Origin of the sequence: Pseudomonas sp. AN3A02 (genome assembly GCF_011765255.1) — a bacterium.
GTDB lineage: Bacteria > Pseudomonadota > Gammaproteobacteria > Pseudomonadales > Pseudomonadaceae > Aquipseudomonas.
The window spans coordinates 155,513-172,350 of record NZ_JAARNI010000011.1 but is presented as its reverse complement, the minus strand read 5'-3'; the positions used below and the strand labels follow the sequence as shown (position 1 = coordinate 172,350).

16 protein-coding genes are annotated in these 16,838 nt (G+C 60.5%); 11 read left to right on the top strand and 5 right to left on the bottom strand.

The annotated features are described in order from the left end of the window. The first annotated feature begins 76 nt into the window (after positions 1–76). Positions 77–349 carry a TfoX/Sxy family protein gene (locus HBJ59_RS27490; protein WP_010174414.1) on the top strand — a complete coding sequence of 91 codons (273 nt, stop codon included), beginning with the start codon at positions 77–79 and terminating at the stop codon, positions 347–349. Positions 350–598: 249 nt separating this feature from the next. Here the strand turns inward: HBJ59_RS27490 and HBJ59_RS27485 are convergent, their stop codons facing one another. From HBJ59_RS27485 to HBJ59_RS27475, 3 genes are read right to left on the bottom strand one after another with little or no spacing between them, the layout of a single operon-like run. After that, the gene (locus HBJ59_RS27485) at positions 599–1,366 is read right to left on the bottom strand and encodes a heme ABC transporter ATP-binding protein (protein ID WP_167665380.1); all 768 of its coding nucleotides are present in this window, start codon (positions 1,364–1,366) and stop codon (positions 599–601) included. Then, positions 1,366–2,403 carry an iron ABC transporter permease gene (locus HBJ59_RS27480; RefSeq protein ID WP_167665379.1) on the bottom strand — a complete coding sequence of 346 codons (1,038 nt, stop codon included), beginning with the start codon at positions 2,401–2,403 and terminating at the stop codon, positions 1,366–1,368. Before HBJ59_RS27480 ends, HBJ59_RS27485 begins: the two co-directional genes overlap by 1 nt. After that, positions 2,400–3,278, bottom strand: a complete 879-nt coding sequence (locus HBJ59_RS27475; protein WP_167665378.1) for a hemin ABC transporter substrate-binding protein — start codon at positions 3,276–3,278, stop codon at positions 2,400–2,402. Before HBJ59_RS27475 ends, HBJ59_RS27480 begins: the two co-directional genes overlap by 4 nt. A 206-nt stretch (positions 3,279–3,484) precedes the next feature. On the opposite strand from HBJ59_RS27475, the gene HBJ59_RS27470 reads away from it, so the two are divergent. Beyond that, complete coding sequence (locus HBJ59_RS27470) at positions 3,485–3,802, top strand: Rieske (2Fe-2S) protein (protein WP_167665377.1); 318 nt, start codon at positions 3,485–3,487, stop codon at positions 3,800–3,802. Here the strand turns inward: HBJ59_RS27470 and sfsA are convergent. After that, the gene (sfsA, locus tag HBJ59_RS27465) at positions 3,799–4,512 is read right to left on the bottom strand and encodes a DNA/RNA nuclease SfsA (RefSeq protein ID WP_167665376.1); all 714 of its coding nucleotides are present in this window, start codon (positions 4,510–4,512) and stop codon (positions 3,799–3,801) included. The genes HBJ59_RS27470 and sfsA overlap by 4 nt on opposite strands. Beyond that, positions 4,512–5,684: a pyridoxal phosphate-dependent aminotransferase gene (locus HBJ59_RS27460; RefSeq protein ID WP_167665375.1), complete on the bottom strand. Its 1,173-nt coding sequence runs from the start codon at positions 5,682–5,684 to the stop codon at positions 4,512–4,514. The genes sfsA and HBJ59_RS27460 overlap by 1 nt, the downstream gene beginning before the upstream one ends. Before the next feature lie 321 nt (positions 5,685–6,005). On the opposite strand from HBJ59_RS27460, the gene dksA reads away from it, so the two are divergent. From dksA to panC, 9 genes are all read left to right on the top strand, one after another. Then, positions 6,006–6,440 carry an RNA polymerase-binding protein DksA gene (gene dksA, locus HBJ59_RS27455; protein ID WP_010174401.1) on the top strand — a complete coding sequence of 145 codons (435 nt, stop codon included), beginning with the start codon at positions 6,006–6,008 and terminating at the stop codon, positions 6,438–6,440. A gap of 84 nt (positions 6,441–6,524) precedes the next feature. Beyond that, the gene (gene gluQRS, locus HBJ59_RS27450) at positions 6,525–7,412 is read left to right on the top strand and encodes a tRNA glutamyl-Q(34) synthetase GluQRS (RefSeq protein WP_167665374.1); all 888 of its coding nucleotides are present in this window, start codon (positions 6,525–6,527) and stop codon (positions 7,410–7,412) included. An 84-nt stretch (positions 7,413–7,496) separates the two neighbouring features. Then, complete coding sequence (locus tag HBJ59_RS27445; protein WP_003176118.1) at positions 7,497–7,673, top strand: hypothetical protein; 177 nt, start codon at positions 7,497–7,499, stop codon at positions 7,671–7,673. Beyond that, positions 7,657–10,611 carry a sensor histidine kinase gene (locus tag HBJ59_RS27440; RefSeq protein ID WP_167665373.1) on the top strand — a complete coding sequence of 985 codons (2,955 nt, stop codon included), beginning with the start codon at positions 7,657–7,659 and terminating at the stop codon, positions 10,609–10,611. The genes HBJ59_RS27445 and HBJ59_RS27440 overlap by 17 nt, the downstream gene beginning before the upstream one ends. A gap of 22 nt (positions 10,612–10,633) precedes the next feature. Further along, the gene (locus HBJ59_RS27435; RefSeq protein WP_167665372.1) at positions 10,634–12,070 is read left to right on the top strand and encodes a sigma-54 dependent transcriptional regulator; all 1,437 of its coding nucleotides are present in this window, start codon (positions 10,634–10,636) and stop codon (positions 12,068–12,070) included. A 712-nt stretch (positions 12,071–12,782) separates the two neighbouring features. Then, on the top strand, positions 12,783–14,189 hold the full coding sequence (locus HBJ59_RS27430) for a polynucleotide adenylyltransferase PcnB (protein WP_017478579.1): 1,407 nt from the start codon (positions 12,783–12,785) through the stop codon (positions 14,187–14,189). 4 nt (positions 14,190–14,193) lie between these two features. Further along, the gene (gene folK / locus HBJ59_RS27425; RefSeq protein ID WP_167665371.1) at positions 14,194–14,682 is read left to right on the top strand and encodes a 2-amino-4-hydroxy-6-hydroxymethyldihydropteridine diphosphokinase; all 489 of its coding nucleotides are present in this window, start codon (positions 14,194–14,196) and stop codon (positions 14,680–14,682) included. 337 nt (positions 14,683–15,019) lie between these two features. Beyond that, the gene (gene panB, locus HBJ59_RS27420; protein ID WP_167665370.1) at positions 15,020–15,820 is read left to right on the top strand and encodes a 3-methyl-2-oxobutanoate hydroxymethyltransferase; all 801 of its coding nucleotides are present in this window, start codon (positions 15,020–15,022) and stop codon (positions 15,818–15,820) included. Continuing rightward, positions 15,817–16,668, top strand: coding sequence for a pantoate--beta-alanine ligase (gene panC, locus HBJ59_RS27415; RefSeq protein ID WP_167665369.1), 852 nt, complete (start codon positions 15,817–15,819; stop codon positions 16,666–16,668). Before panB ends, panC begins: the two co-directional genes overlap by 4 nt. Positions 16,669–16,838 lie beyond the last annotated feature (170 nt).

The window sequence follows — 16,838 nt, the reverse complement described above, 5'->3', positions numbered from 1 at the left end:
ACTGAGCGCTACACTCCTTTCAGGCTTGCCTGGTCACGATACCCACCGAACCATTCGGCCGTCGCAAGGAGGCTTGATGAATGATGAGCTGCAACACCTGAAAAACCTTGGCAAGACGTCGGCGCAATGGCTGCATGCGGTGGGCATCCACAGTGCGTCCGACTTACGCCGTCTGGGGGCAGTAGACGCGTACCGTGCCGTACGCACCCGTGGCTTCAGGGCATCCAAGGTATTGCTGTACGCCATTGAAGGCGCGCTGATGGATGTGCACTGGAATGACATTCCCGTTGAACGCAAGGAGGCTTTAAACCGTCAGCTGGACGCTCTTTCGGCACGCCAAAAGAATTGAGACGGCAACTTGCCCCCACGTTTCCGGGGGTTCCAAACGAATGTTTGAGGAAATTCGAAAAGGTCGCAAAAACAAATGTTGACTCTTAAATGAGAATCGTTATGATTATCACAACTGGTCGCGAGATCAGCCGATAACTGAAAGACCATTGGTTCGGACTCTCAGATTATCTCCTCATCAGGCTAATCACGGTTATTTGACCCGGCTCTTGCCGGGTCTTTTTTTTGCCTATGAAAAACTGCGGCGATTTCAGCGTGCAATGATCAACGGATGGCCGCGCTCCGGATGCGGCTGCACCAACACATCCAACCCGAATACCGCCTTCAGCGGCTCAGGCCGCAGCACCTGCGCAGGTGTATCCAACGCATGGGGCCGCCCATCCTCCAGCAACAGGATGCGATCACAGTAGCGCGCCGCCAGATTCAGGTCGTGAAGAATCACCAGTACCGCAGCACCACGGTCGGCAAAGGTGCGGATCGCCTGCAAGGTCGTGTGCTGGTGCAGCGGATCAAGCATCGACGTCGGCTCATCCAGCAACAAGGTCTGCCCCGCCTCACCTGGCCAGAGCTGCGCCAGCACTCGTGCGAGGTGCACACGCTGCCGCTCGCCGCCCGACAACGCCAGGTAGCTGCGCCCGCTCAAGTGGCCGACGTCGGCAGCCTGTAAGGCGGCGTTGATGATTTCATCGTCACGCACCCGGCCGGTCTGATGGGGCAAGCGCCCCATGCCCACAACCTCTTCGACGCGAAAGGCAAAGTCCAGGGTCGAGGTCTGCGGCAACACCGCCAAGCGCTGGGCACGCTGCGCTCCGCCCCAGTCCTTCAACTCGCGCTGGTCCAGCCACACACGGCCCTGGTCGGGCTGCAACTCGCCGCATAACGCACCGAGTAATGTACTTTTTCCCGCACCGTTGGGGCCCAACACGCCAAGCACTTCGCCTGGCAGCAGGTCCAGGGTGACGTCCGCCAACACGGTTTTGCGCCCACGGCGGATCTGCAGGTCTTCTACTCGCAGCATCAGGCGCGCCCTCGTAACAACAGGTAGAGAAAAAACGGCGCACCGATAAACGCGGTAACAATGCCGATAGGTAATTCCGCCGGCGCCAAGGCCAGGCGCGCCACCAGATCGGCAAACAACAGCAAACTCGCCCCCGCCAACACCGAGGCTGGCAGCAGCACCCGATGATCGGGCCCCGCCAGCAGGCGCACCAGATGCGGCACCACCAACCCGACAAAGCCGATCATCCCCGCCGCCGCCACAGCGGCGCCCACGCCCAGTGCGGTGCAGAACACCAGCTCGCGCTTGAGGCCTTCAACATTAATGCCCAAGTGGCTGGCTTCCGACTCACCCAGCAGGAGTGCATTCAGCGCCTTGGCCCGGCGCGGCAGCCAAAGGGCGACGCCAGCGCTCACCAACAACAGCGGCCATAACCGCGAGTAGCTGGCGCCATTCAGGCTGCCCAGGTTCCAGAACGTCAGGGTGCGCAAGGTGGCGTCATCTGCCAGGTAGGTGAACAGGCCCACCGCGGAACTGGCGAGCGCCGTCAGGGCGATACCCGCCAGCAACATGGTCGCGACATTGGTTTGTCCGTTGCGCCGCCCCAGGCGATAGACCAGCGCCGTCACCCCCAAACCACCGAGGAAGGCACACAACGACAGCAGATACGGCCCGAGGGCATCCGGCAAACCGCCAAAAAACGAACCACCGACAATCGCAATCGCCGCGCCCAATGCTGCACCGCTGGAAACCCCGACCAACCCGGGATCGGCTAAGGGATTACGAAACAGCCCCTGCATTGCAACGCCGGAAAGTGCCAGAACTCCGCCGACGGCCAAGCCGAGTAACGTGCGCGGCAGGCGAATCTGCCCGAGGATCAACTCCGCCTGCTCCAGGCCGTGCGCGTCGATGGGCACACCCAACAAGCGCAACGCCGCCCGGAGTGTGTCCATCAACGGCAAGCTGACCGGCCCCAGGGCCAATGACAGCCAAATCGCCAATACACACAGCAGACTCAAGCCGATAAACAGGGTTCGCGGTTTAACCAGAGTGGTCATGGGGCGGTTTTAGCCTGGGACGGATAGAACCCGGCGGACAACTTCACCAGGCTTTGCGGCAAGCGCGGCCCAAGCCCGCCCACCAGCAGCGTCGGGTCCAATTCGTAGACGCGACCGTTTTTGGCCGCCGGTGTCGAAGCCAGGATCGGGTTCTCCTTGAACAGCGCGGCGCGGGCCGCATCGCCCGTCAGGGCACGATCGGCAAACACCAGCACTTCAGGATTGAGACCCGCCAGGGACTCCACGGAAAACGGTTTGTAACCATTGTGGGTTGCCAGGTTATGGCCGCCGGCCTGCTGCAACATCCAGTCAGCCGCCGTGTCTTTACCGGCGATCAGCGGTTTGCCGCCGGCATGCCCCAGCAGCAACAGCACTCCAGGCGCTTTTTGCGTGGCCTGGGCTTTGGTCACCCAGTTCTTTTGTTGATCCAGTTGTTGCTGATAGTCGCCGAACAGCTCCGCAGCCTTCGCTTCGTTGCCCAGCAACTTGCCCAAATGCTGAAGGTTACCCTGCAGCGTCGGCAGATCCGGCTCGGCCGAAAACAGCTCCACTTTCACACCAGCATTGCGGATTTGCACCAATACCGGCGGCGGGCCCATTTCCTCGGTGCCGACCAGGATTTGCGGGCGCAGGCTCAGAATGCCCTCTGCCGACAACTGACGCTGGTATCCAATACTCGGTAACGCCTTGAGGGATTCTGGATGCTGGCTGGTGGTATCCACACCCACCAGCTTTGACTCACCGCCCAGGGCCGTTACCCATTCCGACAACGCACCACCGGCGCTGACCCAACGTTGTGGCAGTTCAGAGGCCTGGGCCCCAGCGTTGACCAGCAGTCCGACAACGAGCGCGATAGCACTGGCACTCAGGCGCATAAAAGGGTTTCCTTCCAAGGGGTGAGCCCGCTGAAACACTCGCAATGTGACAGATCAAGGCTGCCCGACATCGTACAGAGCGCCCAGTCAGCTAACGGGCGAAGCCGGCATTTGATAATTGTTTGCATTTGCACGTCAAGCGCCGGGCTCTTCGGCCAAATCAGGATAGCCTTGCAGCCCGCAAACGGCGGCACTTAAGGACCGATATGAAGTTTCTCTGCGCCTCCAGCGAACTCGCACCCAACGCCAGCCGCGGTTTCGATATCGACGGCCGCAAGCTGTTTGCCGTGCGCCGCGAAGGCATTGCCTACTTCTATATCAACCGTTGCCCACATCGCGGGGTGCCGCTGGAATGGCAGCCGCACCAGTTTTTGGACCAGAGCGCGAGCCTGATCCAGTGCGCCACCCACGGCGCGCTGTTCCTGATCGAGAGCGGTGAGTGCGTCGCCGGGCCTTGCGCCGGCCAGAGCCTGACAGCCCTGCCCGGCCGTGAGGACGAGCAGGGCCTATGGGTGCAACTCTAATCGCCGAGCAATACTTCCAGGCGACGGTCGACACAGATTTCCTCTGACGTCACCCGCACGCCATAGGCCAGCACCTCGACGCCCGCCGCCTTGGCCTCACGCAATGCAGCCGCATAAGCGGCATCAATTTCTTCGGCAGGACGCACCGCATCAATCCCCGAGAGGTTGACGCAATACAACTGCACCGCCCGCACACCCTCACGCGCCAGATGCGCCAGTTCCCGCAAATGCTTGGCCCCGCGCTGGGTGACGGCATCGGGAAACGCCGCTGTCGAAGTCTCATCAAACCCGAGAGTGACACTTTTGACTTCGACATACGCAGGGCCCGTTGGGTAATCCAGACGGAAATCGATCCGGCTGTTTTCCTGACCGTAGGCCACTTCGCGCTTCAGCGCCGTAAAACCGTTGAGCTCGGTGATAACCCCGGCCCGCAGCGCCTCTTCCACCAACTGATTGGCCCGCGCGGTATTCACACACGCCAGGCGCCCTTGAGGGGTTTCGCTGATTTCCCAAGTGCCGGGCAGCTTGCGCTTGGGGTCACTGGAGCGGCTGAACCAGACTTGGCCACCTTCCACCATGCAGTTGAACATCGAGCCGGTGTTCGGGCAGTGAATGGTCAGGAACTCGCCGGTAACGGTTTCGATATCGGCGAGAAAACGCTTGTAGCGGCGGATCAGCCGGCCTTCTTCGAGGGGAGGATTAAAGCGCATCAGCCTTGCCAACTCCGCAAGCCACGGGCAATCCGTTCGACGGCTTCCTGTAGGCGATCAAGGTTTTGTGTGTAGGCAAAACGCACATGGTGACCGGCTTGATAGCGACCGAAATCCAGGCCCGGGGTGAAGGCTACATGCTCGGTTTCAAGGAAGTGCCGGCAGAAAGCGAAGGCATCACCGCCGAATGCGCTGATATCGGCATACAAGTAGAACGCGCCTTCCGGTTCAACGGCGATGCCGAAGCCAAGCTCCCGCAGGGCTGGCAGCAGGAAATCGCGACGACGACCAAACTCGGCCCGACGGTCTTCAAGAATGTTCAAGGTTTCCGGGGTAAAGCAAGCCAGGGCCGCATGCTGGGCCATGCTCGGTGCGCTGATGTAGAGATTCTGCGCCAACTTCTCCAACTCACCCACGGCCGCCGGCGGCGCCACCAGCCAGCCCAGCCGCCAGCCGGTCATTCCGAAATACTTCGAAAAACTATTTAGAACGAAGGCTTCATCGTCGACTTCCAGCACGCTGGCGGCATCGGTGCCGTAGGTCAGGCCATGATAGATCTCATCCACCACCAAATGCCCATTGCGCGCCTTGATGGCGTTCGACAGTCCGGCCAACTCTTCGCGCGTCAGGATGGTGCCGGTAGGGTTGGCAGGCGAAGCGACCAACGCGCCCACGCTGTCCTGATCCCAGTGACGAGCCACCAGGTCGGCGGTCAGTTGATAACGCACGTCGGGGCCGACCGGGACCAATTGCGCCGCGCCTTCCACCAGGCGCAGGAAGTGGCGGTTGCACGGGTAACCGGGGTCTGCCAGCAGCCAGTGCTTGCCGGGATCCACCAGCAAACTGCTCGCCAGCAGCAGGGCACCTGAGCCACCCGGGGTGATCAAAATTCGCTCAGGGTCGATATCCAGCCCGTAGCGCTGCTGGTAGAAACCGCTGATAGCCTCACGCAACTCCGGCAGCCCGCGGGCCGCGGTATAGCGGGTCTTGCCATTGGCCAGCGCCGCCTGCCCGGCCTTGATGATGGGCTCGGCGGTGGTGAAGTCCGGCTCGCCGATTTCCAGGTGAATCACGTCGTGACCGGCGGCCTGCAATTCATTGGCCCGCGCCAGCAACGCCATGACATGGAAAGGTTCGATAGCGCGACTGCGCGCACTGTAGGGCTGAGCCATTAGCCTTCCTTAACTGTGAGGACAAACTCCGATTCTACCCAACCCGCCGCACAAAACCTGCTCTATTGCCCGAAGCCATGTAGCACGCACGGCGAGCAACTACCTGCAAAACAGCTAAAATCAACATTCGAGACCGTACAAGCCCGCCCCGCTGGGGCCTGCGGCGGTTTTCAACCCTCAAGAGAAGGTGCCTCGACAACCGGGAGTGGCGCACCCTGAATCTATCTGGTAAGTTCGCCCGCTTGCAGCCGCAGGGCCGGCAGGTGTCGGTGATGTTGCAATCCTGCGCAATGGATTAGAAGAGTGAGAGGCGGTCCATTCATGCCCACCCAAGCAAAGCAACAGAGCATCAGCGGCTTCCAACCCTACGTCGAATCGAAGGGTGAGGAATACATGGGCAAGCCCATGCGCGAACACTTCTCCAAGATCCTGAAGCAGTGGAAACAGGACTTGATGCAAGAGGTTGACCGTACCGTTGACCATATGAAGGACGAAGCGGCCAACTTCCCGGACCCGGCAGACCGTGCCAGCCAGGAAGAAGAGTTCGCCCTTGAACTGCGCGCCCGTGATCGCGAGCGCAAGCTGATCAAGAAAATCGACAAAACCCTGCAACTCATCGAAGACGAAGAGTATGGCTGGTGCGAGTCCTGCGGCGTCGAGATTGGTATTCGCCGCCTGGAAGCGCGTCCTACCGCCGACTTGTGCGTGGACTGCAAGACCTTGGCTGAAATCAAGGAAAAACAGGTCGGCAAGTAATCACCGCCGAGCTGTACAAATGGGGCGTGCGAACGCTCCATTTTTGTTTCTGGCGTTTGCTGGTTTTCCAGTAATATCCGGCCCATGACAGCCTCCTCCTATATCGGGCGTTTCGCCCCCACGCCCAGCGGACACCTGCACTTCGGCTCCCTGGTCGCTGCCCTCGCCTCCTACCTCGACGCCCGCGCCAATCAAGGCCGCTGGCTGATGCGCATGGAAGACCTCGATCCGCCACGGGAAGAACCCGGCGCCCAGGCCGCAATCCTCAATGCCCTTGAAAGCTACGGCTTCGAATGGGACGGGGAATTGGTCCGACAAAGCGAGCGGCACGATGCGTATGCCGAAGTGCTCAACCGCTTGTTCAACCACGGGCTGGCCTACGCCTGTACCTGTTCGCGCAAGCAACTGGAACCCTACAACGGTATTTATCCCGGCCTGTGCCGCAATGCCGGGCATGACCAGCAAGATGCCGCCATACGTCTGCGGGTGCCGGAGCTGGAGTACCACTTTACCGACCGTGTACAAGGCGAATTCCGACAGCATCTGGGTCGCGACGTAGGCGATTTCATCATCCGCCGTCGCGATGGCCTGTATGCCTACCAACTGGCGGTGGTCCTCGATGACGCCTGGCAAGGTGTGACCGACATCGTGCGTGGCGCCGACCTGCTCGACTCCACGCCGCGCCAGCTGTATCTGCAAGAACTGCTGGGCCTGCGCCAACCGCGCTACCTGCATGTGCCCCTGATCATCCAGCCGGACGGTAACAAGCTGGGCAAATCCTATCGTTCACCGCCCTTGGCCACCGACCAGGCCACGCCTTTGCTGTTAAGAGCACTGCGTGCCCTGGGCCAGCCAGCGGGCGACGAACTGAACCACGCCAGCCCACGGGAACTGCTGGATTGGGGCATTGCGCACTGGGATGCCACACAGATCCCGCGCACACTCACACTGGCCGAAGCGCAATTGCGCTGAAGGCGCTTGCAGCTTGCGAGCCATCCGTTACCATCGCTCATACAAAAAATCGTTATATTTCCGCAATTTCAATCAAGGGCCAACATGTACATCTATCGATTGGTCCTGCTGTTGGTCGTCGGGATCTACCTGTTTTCTCCCGCCATCATGGATTGGTGGATCGACGCCACAGGCGCCTGGTACCGGCCCTATCTGCTTTGGCTGATTCTGATCGTCGTGACTTTCATCCTGCAGAGCCAAAAAGATGCCGATGAGCTTTAGCCTGACCGAGATGCTGCTGATCAGCGCCGCCTACCTGGCCGCGCTGTTCGGGGTAGCCTGGATCAGTGAACGTGGAATGATTCCGCGGGCGATCATTCGCCATCCGTTGACCTACACCTTGTCCCTGGGCGTGTACGCCAGCGCCTGGGCGTTTTACGGCACGGTGGGCCTGGCCTATCAGTACGGTTATGGCTTTCTTTCGAGTTATCTCGGGGTGTCCGGGGCATTCTTGCTGGCGCCGGTGCTGTTGTATCCGATCCTGAAAATCACCCGCACCTATCAGCTGTCGTCACTCGCCGACCTGTTTGCGTTCCGCTTTCGCAGTACCTGGGCCGGTGCGCTGACCACGATCTTCATGCTGATCGGCGTGCTGCCGTTGCTGGCGTTGCAGATCCAGGCGGTGGCCGACTCCATCAGCATCCTCACCCGCGAGCCGGTGCAGCACCGCGTTGCATTGAGCTTCTGTGCGCTGATCACCCTGTTCACAATCTTCTTCGGCTCACGGCATATCGCTACCCGTGAGAAGCATGAAGGCCTGGTGTTCGCGATCGCATTTGAGTCGGTGATCAAGCTGATCGCCATTGGCGGCGTTGGCCTGTATGCGCTCTACGGTGTATTCGACGGCCCGCAACAACTGGAACTGTGGCTGCTGCAAAACCAGACCGCCCTGGCCGCGCTGCACACGCCGTTGCAGGAAGGCCCATGGCGCACGCTGCTGCTGGTGTTCTTCGCCTCGGCCATCGTGATGCCGCACATGTACCACATGACCTTCACCGAAAACCTCAACCCGCGTTCACTGGTCAGCGCCAGCTGGGGCTTGCCGCTGTTCCTGCTGCTGATGAGCCTGGCGGTGCCGCTGATTCTCTGGGCGGGCCTGAAGCTTGGCGCCACCACCAATCCGGAATACTTCACGCTGGGCATCGGCATTGCCGCCAACAGCAAGTCACTGGCCATGCTGGCCTATGTCGGCGGATTATCGGCCTCCAGCGGCCTGATCATCGTCAGTACCCTGGCCCTGTCGGGGATGGCGCTCAATCACCTGGTACTGCCGCTCTACCAGCCGCCAGCCGAAGGCAATATCTATCGCTGGCTGAAATGGACCCGCCGCGCCCTGATCGTCGCAATCATCATGGCTGGCTATGGCTTCTACCTGATGCTGGGTGCCGAGCAGGACCTGGCCAACCTGGGCATCGTGGCCTTTGTCGCAACGCTGCAGTTCCTGCCGGGTGTGTTGTCGGTGCTGTACTGGCCGACCGCTAACCGCCGTGGGTTTATCGCCGGGCTGCTGGCCGGGATCCTGGTGTGGACCGTCACCATGCTGCTGCCCTTGGTGGGCAATCTGCAGGGTTTCTACATCCCGCTGCTGAACATGATCTACGTGCTGGATGACACCAGTTGGCACATGGCGGCGATTGCTTCGCTGGCGGCCAACGTGCTGATGTTCACGCTGATCTCGCTGTTCACCAACGCCAGCCCGGAAGAAACCAGCGCCGCCGAAGCCTGCGCCGTGGACAACGTACGCCGCCCGCAACGCCGCGAACTGCACGCTGCCTCGCCCCAGGAGTTCGCCACGCAACTGGCCAAGCCGCTGGGCGCCAAGGCTGCGCAAAAGGAAGTCGAGCAGGCCCTGCGCGACCTTTACCTGCCATTCGACGAACGCCGGCCTTACGCCTTGCGTCGCCTGCGTGACCGTATCGAGGCCAACCTTTCCGGCTTGATGGGCCCGAGTGTGTCCCAGGACATGGTTGAGACCTTCCTGCCCTACAAGGCCGGCGGCGAAAACTACGTGACCGAAGACATCCACTTCATCGAGAGCCGGCTGGAGGATTACCACTCGCGCCTCACCGGCCTGGCCGCCGAACTCGACGCGCTGCGCCGCTATCACCGCCAGACACTGCAGGAGTTGCCGATGGGCGTCTGCTCCCTGGCCAAGGATCAAGAGATCCTGATGTGGAACAAGGCCATGGAAGAACTCACCGGGATCGCCGCCCAGCGCGTGGTGGGTTCGCGCCTGAACACCATTGGCGACCCATGGAAAGAACTGCTCCAGGGCTTCATCAACCTGCCCGACGAACACTTGCACAAACAACACCTGGCGCTGGACGGCCAGACCCGCTGGCTCAACCTGCACAAGGCCGCCATCGACGAGCCTCTGGCACCCGGTAACAGCGGCCTGGTGCTGCTGGTGGAAGACCTGACCGACACCCAGATGCTCGAAGACAAACTGGTGCACTCCGAGCGCCTGGCCAGCATCGGTCGTCTGGCGGCGGGTGTGGCTCATGAAATCGGCAATCCGATCACCGGTATCGCCTGCCTGGCGCAAAACCTGCGGGAAGAGCGCGAGGAAGACGGCGAAATCATCGAAATCAGCGGGCAGATTCTCGAGCAGACCAAGCGTGTCTCGCGCATCGTGCAGTCGCTGATGAGCTTTGCCCACGCGGGTGCCCATCAGAATCACGACGAAGCGGTGTGCCTGGCCGAAGTCGCCCAGGATGCCATTGGGCTGCTGGCCTTGAACCGGCGCAATTTCGAAGTACAGTTCTTTAACCTGTGCGACCCGGAACATTGGGTCGACGGTGACTCACAACGCCTGGCCCAAGTGCTGATCAACCTGCTGTCCAACGCCCGCGACGCGTCGCCGGCCGGCAGCGCGGTACGGGTCAAGAGCGAGGCTTTCGAGCACACGGTCGACCTGATCGTAGAGGACGAGGGCAGCGGCATTCCACAGAACATCATGGATCGATTGTTCGAACCCTTCTTCACCACCAAGGATCCGGGTGAAGGTACCGGTCTGGGCCTTGCACTGGTCTATTCCATCGTTGAAGAGCATTATGGACAAATCACCATCGACAGCCCGGCTGACACCGAAAGCCAACGCGGCACCCGTATTCGGGTGACCTTGCCGCGTCATGTCGAAGCGACGTCCGCTGTGAACTGAGACCGTCGAGAGAGTTGAATCAATGCCGCACATTTTGATCGTCGAAGACGAAACCATTATCCGCTCTGCCTTGCGTCGCCTGCTTGAACGTAATCAGTACCAGGTCAGCGAAGCCGGCTCGGTGCAGGAAGCCCAAGAGCGTTTCAGCATTCCCACGTTCGACCTGATCGTCAGTGACCTACGTTTGCCGGGCGCCCCTGGCACCGAGTTGATCAAACTCGGCCAAGGCACTCCGGTGCTGATCATGACCAGCTACGCCAGCCTGCGCTCGGCAGTGGACTCGATGAAGATGGGCGCGGTGGACTACATCGCCAAGCCTTTCGACCACGACGAAATGCTCCAGGCCGTGGCGCGCATCCTGCGTGACCGTCAATCCGCCAGCAGCACACCGGCTGAACGCCCGGCAGCGGGCAAGGCCGTCAACGGCGCCGAAAAGCCCGGGGTGGATAACAGCAATGGCGAAATCGGCATTATCGGCTCTTGCCCACCGATGCAGGACCTGTACAGCAAGATCCGCAAAGTGGCGCCAACAGACTCCAATGTATTGATCCAGGGCGAATCCGGCACCGGTAAAGAACTGGTGGCCCGCGCCCTGCACAACCTATCCAAGCGCGCCAAGGCACCGATGATTTCGGTGAACTGCGCGGCGATCCCCGAATCTCTGATCGAATCCGAATTGTTCGGCCATGAGAAAGGTGCCTTTACCGGCGCCAGCGCTGGCCGTGCAGGTCTGGTTGAAGCCGCCGATGGCGGCACGCTGTTCCTCGACGAGATTGGCGAACTGCCACTGGAAGCCCAGGCACGCTTGCTGCGGGTACTCCAGGAAGGTGAAATCCGCCGCGTCGGCTCGGTACAGTCGCAGAAGGTCGATGTACGACTGATCGCAGCCACGCACCGAGACCTGAAAAGCCTGGCCAAGATCGGCCAGTTCCGTGAAGACCTTTATTACCGCCTGCACGTGATCGCGCTCAAACTGCCGGCCCTGCGTGAGCGTGGCGCCGACGTCAACGAAATCGCCACGGCCTTCCTGGCCCGCCAGAGTGCGCGGATCAACCGTACCGACCTGAAGTTTGCTGCCGATGCCGAGCAGGCAATCCGACACTACTCCTGGCCGGGTAACGTGCGGGAGTTGGAGAACGCGGTAGAACGCGCGGTGATCCTGTCGGAGAGCCCGGAGATTTCCGCCGAGCTGCTAGGGATCGATATCGAGCTCAGCGACCTGGATGACGACGACTTCATCGGCCTTCCGCCGCAGCAGGGTGGCAGTAACAGCAGCCACGAGCCGACGGAAGATTTGTCACTGGAGGATTACTTCCAGCACTTCGTCCTCGAGCATCAGGACCATATGACCGAGACCGAACTGGCGCGCAAACTGGGCGTCAGCCGTAAATGCCTGTGGGAACGGCGCCAGCGCCTGGGTATCCCACGGCGCAAAACCGGGGTTGCCAGCGAAAGCTGAGTGGGGGCGCCCCCACAGGTAACACCCTCAGATGTGAAAAAACTGTTACCGCTGATTTTTCACGTAACAAAAGCCGGGGCTTACGGTAACGAAGCCCCGGCTTTTTTTCGCCCTCAAAAAACCCGAAAGCGCTCCGACCCCCTTATTTTGCTGGGCCTCGCAAAAGTTGGCACGCACCCTGCTATATGCTTAGTACAAAAACAATAACAAGCAAATGTACAAGACAATAAAAATAAGACGAATCGACTCACGCATAACAAAAACAACACGGCGGAGGCGCAGCTAACTGATTCTTTTGGAGAGGCGTTGCATTTGGGGCTTGCCCCGCAACCAGGCCGAGAACAACAAAAACTGCCCTAAGGCAGAGCCTGAACTGGTTGGATCGTAGATCAGCAACACAGCGACCAAAGCAATCCGTTTGCTCTTGGCTCCCGATTGGGAGTGTCATGAAGGTGAAGCTTCATGGCGAGGGCGATCAACAAAAACAAGAAGCCCGAAACCAATAATAAAAATAGAGCACGCAACTACTTCTGGGGGAGCTTCGGCTCCCCTTGTAGTTTCCGCGATTTGGCACCTGCCACCCTTCTTTTAAGCTTCTGGCTCAAGCCTTGCAGCTAGTTCCTACACCATCCCCTGACTAAATGCTAGAATCCCCGCCCATCATGCGGTCATTCTTCGTTATGGCCGAACATTCCTTCAAACAGTGCATCCCATGCTGAAGAAGTTGTTCCAGTCATTCCGTTCTCCCTTGCGTCGTACGCAACACATCCGCAGCACGCCTGAAGTGCTTAATAGCAACCAGCATTCGTTGCAGCGTGCCCAGTTCAGCCGTTATGCGGTGAACATCGTCGAACGCCTGCAGAACGCCGGCTACCAGGCTTACCTGGTTGGCGGTTGCGTGCGCGACATGTTGCTCAACATCACTCCCAAGGATTTCGACGTCGCCACCAGTGCCACGCCGGAACAAGTGCGTGCCGAATTCCGCAATGCGCGGATCATTGGGCGGCGCTTCAAGTTGGTGCATATCCACTTTGGTCGCGAGATCATCGAGGTCGCGACCTTCCGCGCCAACCACCCGCAAAACGATGAAGAAGAAGACACTAACCAGTCTTCCCGCAATGAAAGCGGGCGCATCCTGCGGGACAATGTCTACGGCACCCTGGAAGAAGACGCGCAACGCCGCGACTTCACCATCAATGCCTTGTATTACGACCCCGTCAGCGAGCGCATCCTCGATTACGCCAACGGCGTGCACGACATTCGCAACAACCTGCTGCGCCTGATCGGCGACCCGACGCAACGCTACCAGGAAGACCCGGTGCGGATGCTGCGGGCCGTACGTTTCGCGGCCAAGCTGAACTTCGGCATCGAGAAGCACACGGCCGCGCCGATTCGCGACCTGGCGCCGATGTTGCGGGAAATCCCCTCGGCCAGGCTGTTCGAAGAGGTGCTCAAGCTGTTCCTCTCCGGCTATGCCGCCGACACGTTCGAAATGCTCGTAGACCTGCAGCTGTTCGACCCATTGTTCCCGGCCAGCGCCGAGGCACTGGAGTACAACCCGACCTACACCCACACGCTGATCAGCGAAGCCTTGATCAACACCGACCTGCGCATCAAGCAGAACAAACCGGTCACTCCGGCGTTCCTGTTTGCCGCCCTGTTGTGGCCTGCGCTGCCGAAGCGCGTGATGCGCTTGCAGGATCGCGGCATGCCTGCAATTCCGGCCATGCAGGAAGCGGCTCATGAGCTGATCGCCGAACAATGCCAACGCATCGCCATCCCGAAACGCTTCACCATGCCGATCCGCGAGATCTGGGACATGCAGGAGCGCCTGCCACGCCGCAGCGGTAAACGTGCCGACCTGTTGCTGGACAACCCGCGCTTCCGTGCCGGCTACGACTTCCTGCTGCTGCGTGAAAGCGCCGGCGAGCAGACCGACGGCCTGGGTGAATGGTGGACCGACTACCAGGACGCCAACGACAGCCAGCGCCGCGAGATGATCAAAGAACTCAGCAGCAAAGGCGAAGCCACCGGCGATGGCCCGAAAAAACGTCGCCGCAGCAGTGGCAGCAAGCGCAAACGAAGCGCTGGCGACGCCTCGAGCGCGTCTGGCGAGTAAGCCCGTGGAACGTATCTACATCGGCATGGGCAGCAACCTGGCGGCCCCTGAACAACAATTGCGCCATGCCATCGAGGCCTTGGCGCAGTTGCCGAACACCACGCTGGCGGGCGTCTCCGCCTTCTATCAAAGTGATTCCCTGCTCCCGGGCCAACCGCGCTACACCAACGCGGTCGCGGCCCTGGACAGCGCACTTGCGCCTCTGGAAATGCTTGATGCCCTGCAAGCCATCGAGAATGACCAGGGCCGCGAGCGCCTCGAGCGCTGGGGCCCGCGCACCCTGGACCTGGATATCCTGATCTTTGGCGACCGGCTTATCGACGAGCCGCGCCTGAAGGTGCCGCACTATCAAATGCATCTGCGTGCATTCGTGCTTTACCCATTGGCAGAACTGGCCCCTGCCAGCCTGCAACTCGCCGATGGCCGCCTGCTCAGCGACCTGTTGGACGCCTGCCCGTTTGCCGGCCTGGAACGCCTGCCTTCAAACCTGTAGAAGCGAGCTTGCTCGCGAAAAACCTGAGAACACCGCTGGGTGTCAGGCTTCCCGCGTCATCGTTAACGACCTTCGCGGGCAAGCTCGCTCCTACATTATTTACTGCTGAATCGCATCAGTAACAGCGGTAACACCCCTCGCGTAACAATGCGGTAACACATCCAATTGACTTCCAGAGTCCTCCTCACGACTATAGGCGTCCCGCTGCCGCCTACCCGGCGCTAAAGGGCGCAATCCAGGCCTTATAAGCACTGATCCTTAAGAAAGTGCGCCTGTATAAACGAAGACTCACGCGCGTTACTCGCTGTTTCCAAGCGCCTGAATGAGGACCCTTTTCATGCCAAACGTTACCCTGAGCACCTTGCAGAGCCTCAAACTCAAAGGTGAAAAGATCACCATGCTGACCTGCTACGACGCCACTTTTGCCCAGGCCAGCTGCCAGGCAGGAGTTGAAGTGTTGTTGGTGGGGGACTCCCTGGGCATGGTTCTACAAGGGCATGACAGCACCCTGCCGGTCACCAACGACGAAATCGCTTACCACACAGCCTGCGTCAAACGTGGCAACGAGGGCGCCTTCATCGTCGCCGACCTGCCCTTCATGGCAGACGCCACCATCGAACAGACCCTGACCAACAGCGCTCAACTGATGCGTGCCGGTGCACACATGGTCAAGGTTGAAGGTGCCGCCTGGCTTGCGGAGTCGATTCGCCTGCTGGCTGAACGTGGTGTGCCGGTTTGCGCGCACATGGGCCTCACGCCCCAGTCGGTGAATATCCTCGGCGGCTACAAGGTGCAAGGCCGCGGCGAAGCCCAGGCGCGTCAGATGCGGGCCGATGCCATCGCCCTGGAGCAGGCCGGTGCGTGCATGATTTTGCTGGAATGCGTGCCAAGCGAGTTGGCAGCGGAAATCACCCAGGCCGTCAAAATCCCGGTGATTGGTATCGGCGCAGGTTCCGGCACCGACGGCCAGGTATTGGTGCTGCACGACATGCTGGGCCTGTCCCTGACCGGTCGCGTACCCAAGTTCGTGAAGAACTTCATGGCTGGCCAGGACAGCATTCAATCGGCCCTCGCCGCCTACGTCAGCGAAGTCAAAGCCGTTACCTTCCCCGGCGCTGAACACGGATTCTCTGCATGAACACCGTCAAGACCGTGCGCGAACTGCGCGCCGCCGTCGCCCATGCCCGCAGCGCAGGCAAACGCATCGGCTTTGTGCCCACCATGGGCAACCTGCACAGCGGCCATGCCACGCTGGTGACCAAGGCTGCGCAACAAGCGGACTTCGTGGTCGCGAGCATTTTCGTCAACCCGCTGCAATTCGGCGCCGGCGAAGACCTGGACAAGTACCCGCGCACCTTGGCCGCCGACCAGGAGAAGCTGCTGCAAGCCGGTTGCAACCTGCTGTTCGCCCCGACCGTCGACGAGATGTACCCCGACGGCATGGCCGGCCAGACGCGCGTCAGCGTGCCACAACTGTCCGAAGGACTGTGCGGCGCCAGCCGTCCCGGGCATTTTGAAGGTGTGGCCACGGTGGTCAGCAAGCTGTTCAACATGGTCCAGCCAGACCTGGCGATCTTTGGCCAGAAGGACTACCAGCAACTGGCAGTCATTCGCGCCATGGTCCATGACCTGAACATGCCGATCCAGATTATCGGCGAGCCGACCGTTCGCGCCGACGATGGCCTCGCGCTGTCGTCGCGCAACGGTTACCTCACCGAAGAGCAGCGCGCGATCGCACCGGTGCTGTACCGCAGCCTCAGCCAGATTGCCGCCGCCATTGAAGCGGGCGACCGTGATTTCGCCCAACTGCGCGCGGCACAGGTCCAGCAGATTGAAGCCGCGGGCTTTCGCATGGATTACCTGGAGGTCCGCCAGGGCCTGCACCTGCGTCCGGCCACTGCTGAAGACAAGGATCTGGTGATTCTGGTCGCCGCCTACCTGGGCGCCACCCGGCTGATCGACAACCTGCATTTGCAGCTGAACTGACCCCGCCGCACACCCCGCCTGTTGCACTGCCTGATCGGCCGGTATAAAAAAGTACCGGCCACAGCGCAGACAAAGCCAAGACAGATCGACACGCTAGGTTTAATGTATTCGCCCTACGCTATTCGTTGGCGTCGACCGGAGCCTGTCATCTTCACAAAGACAGCACATTC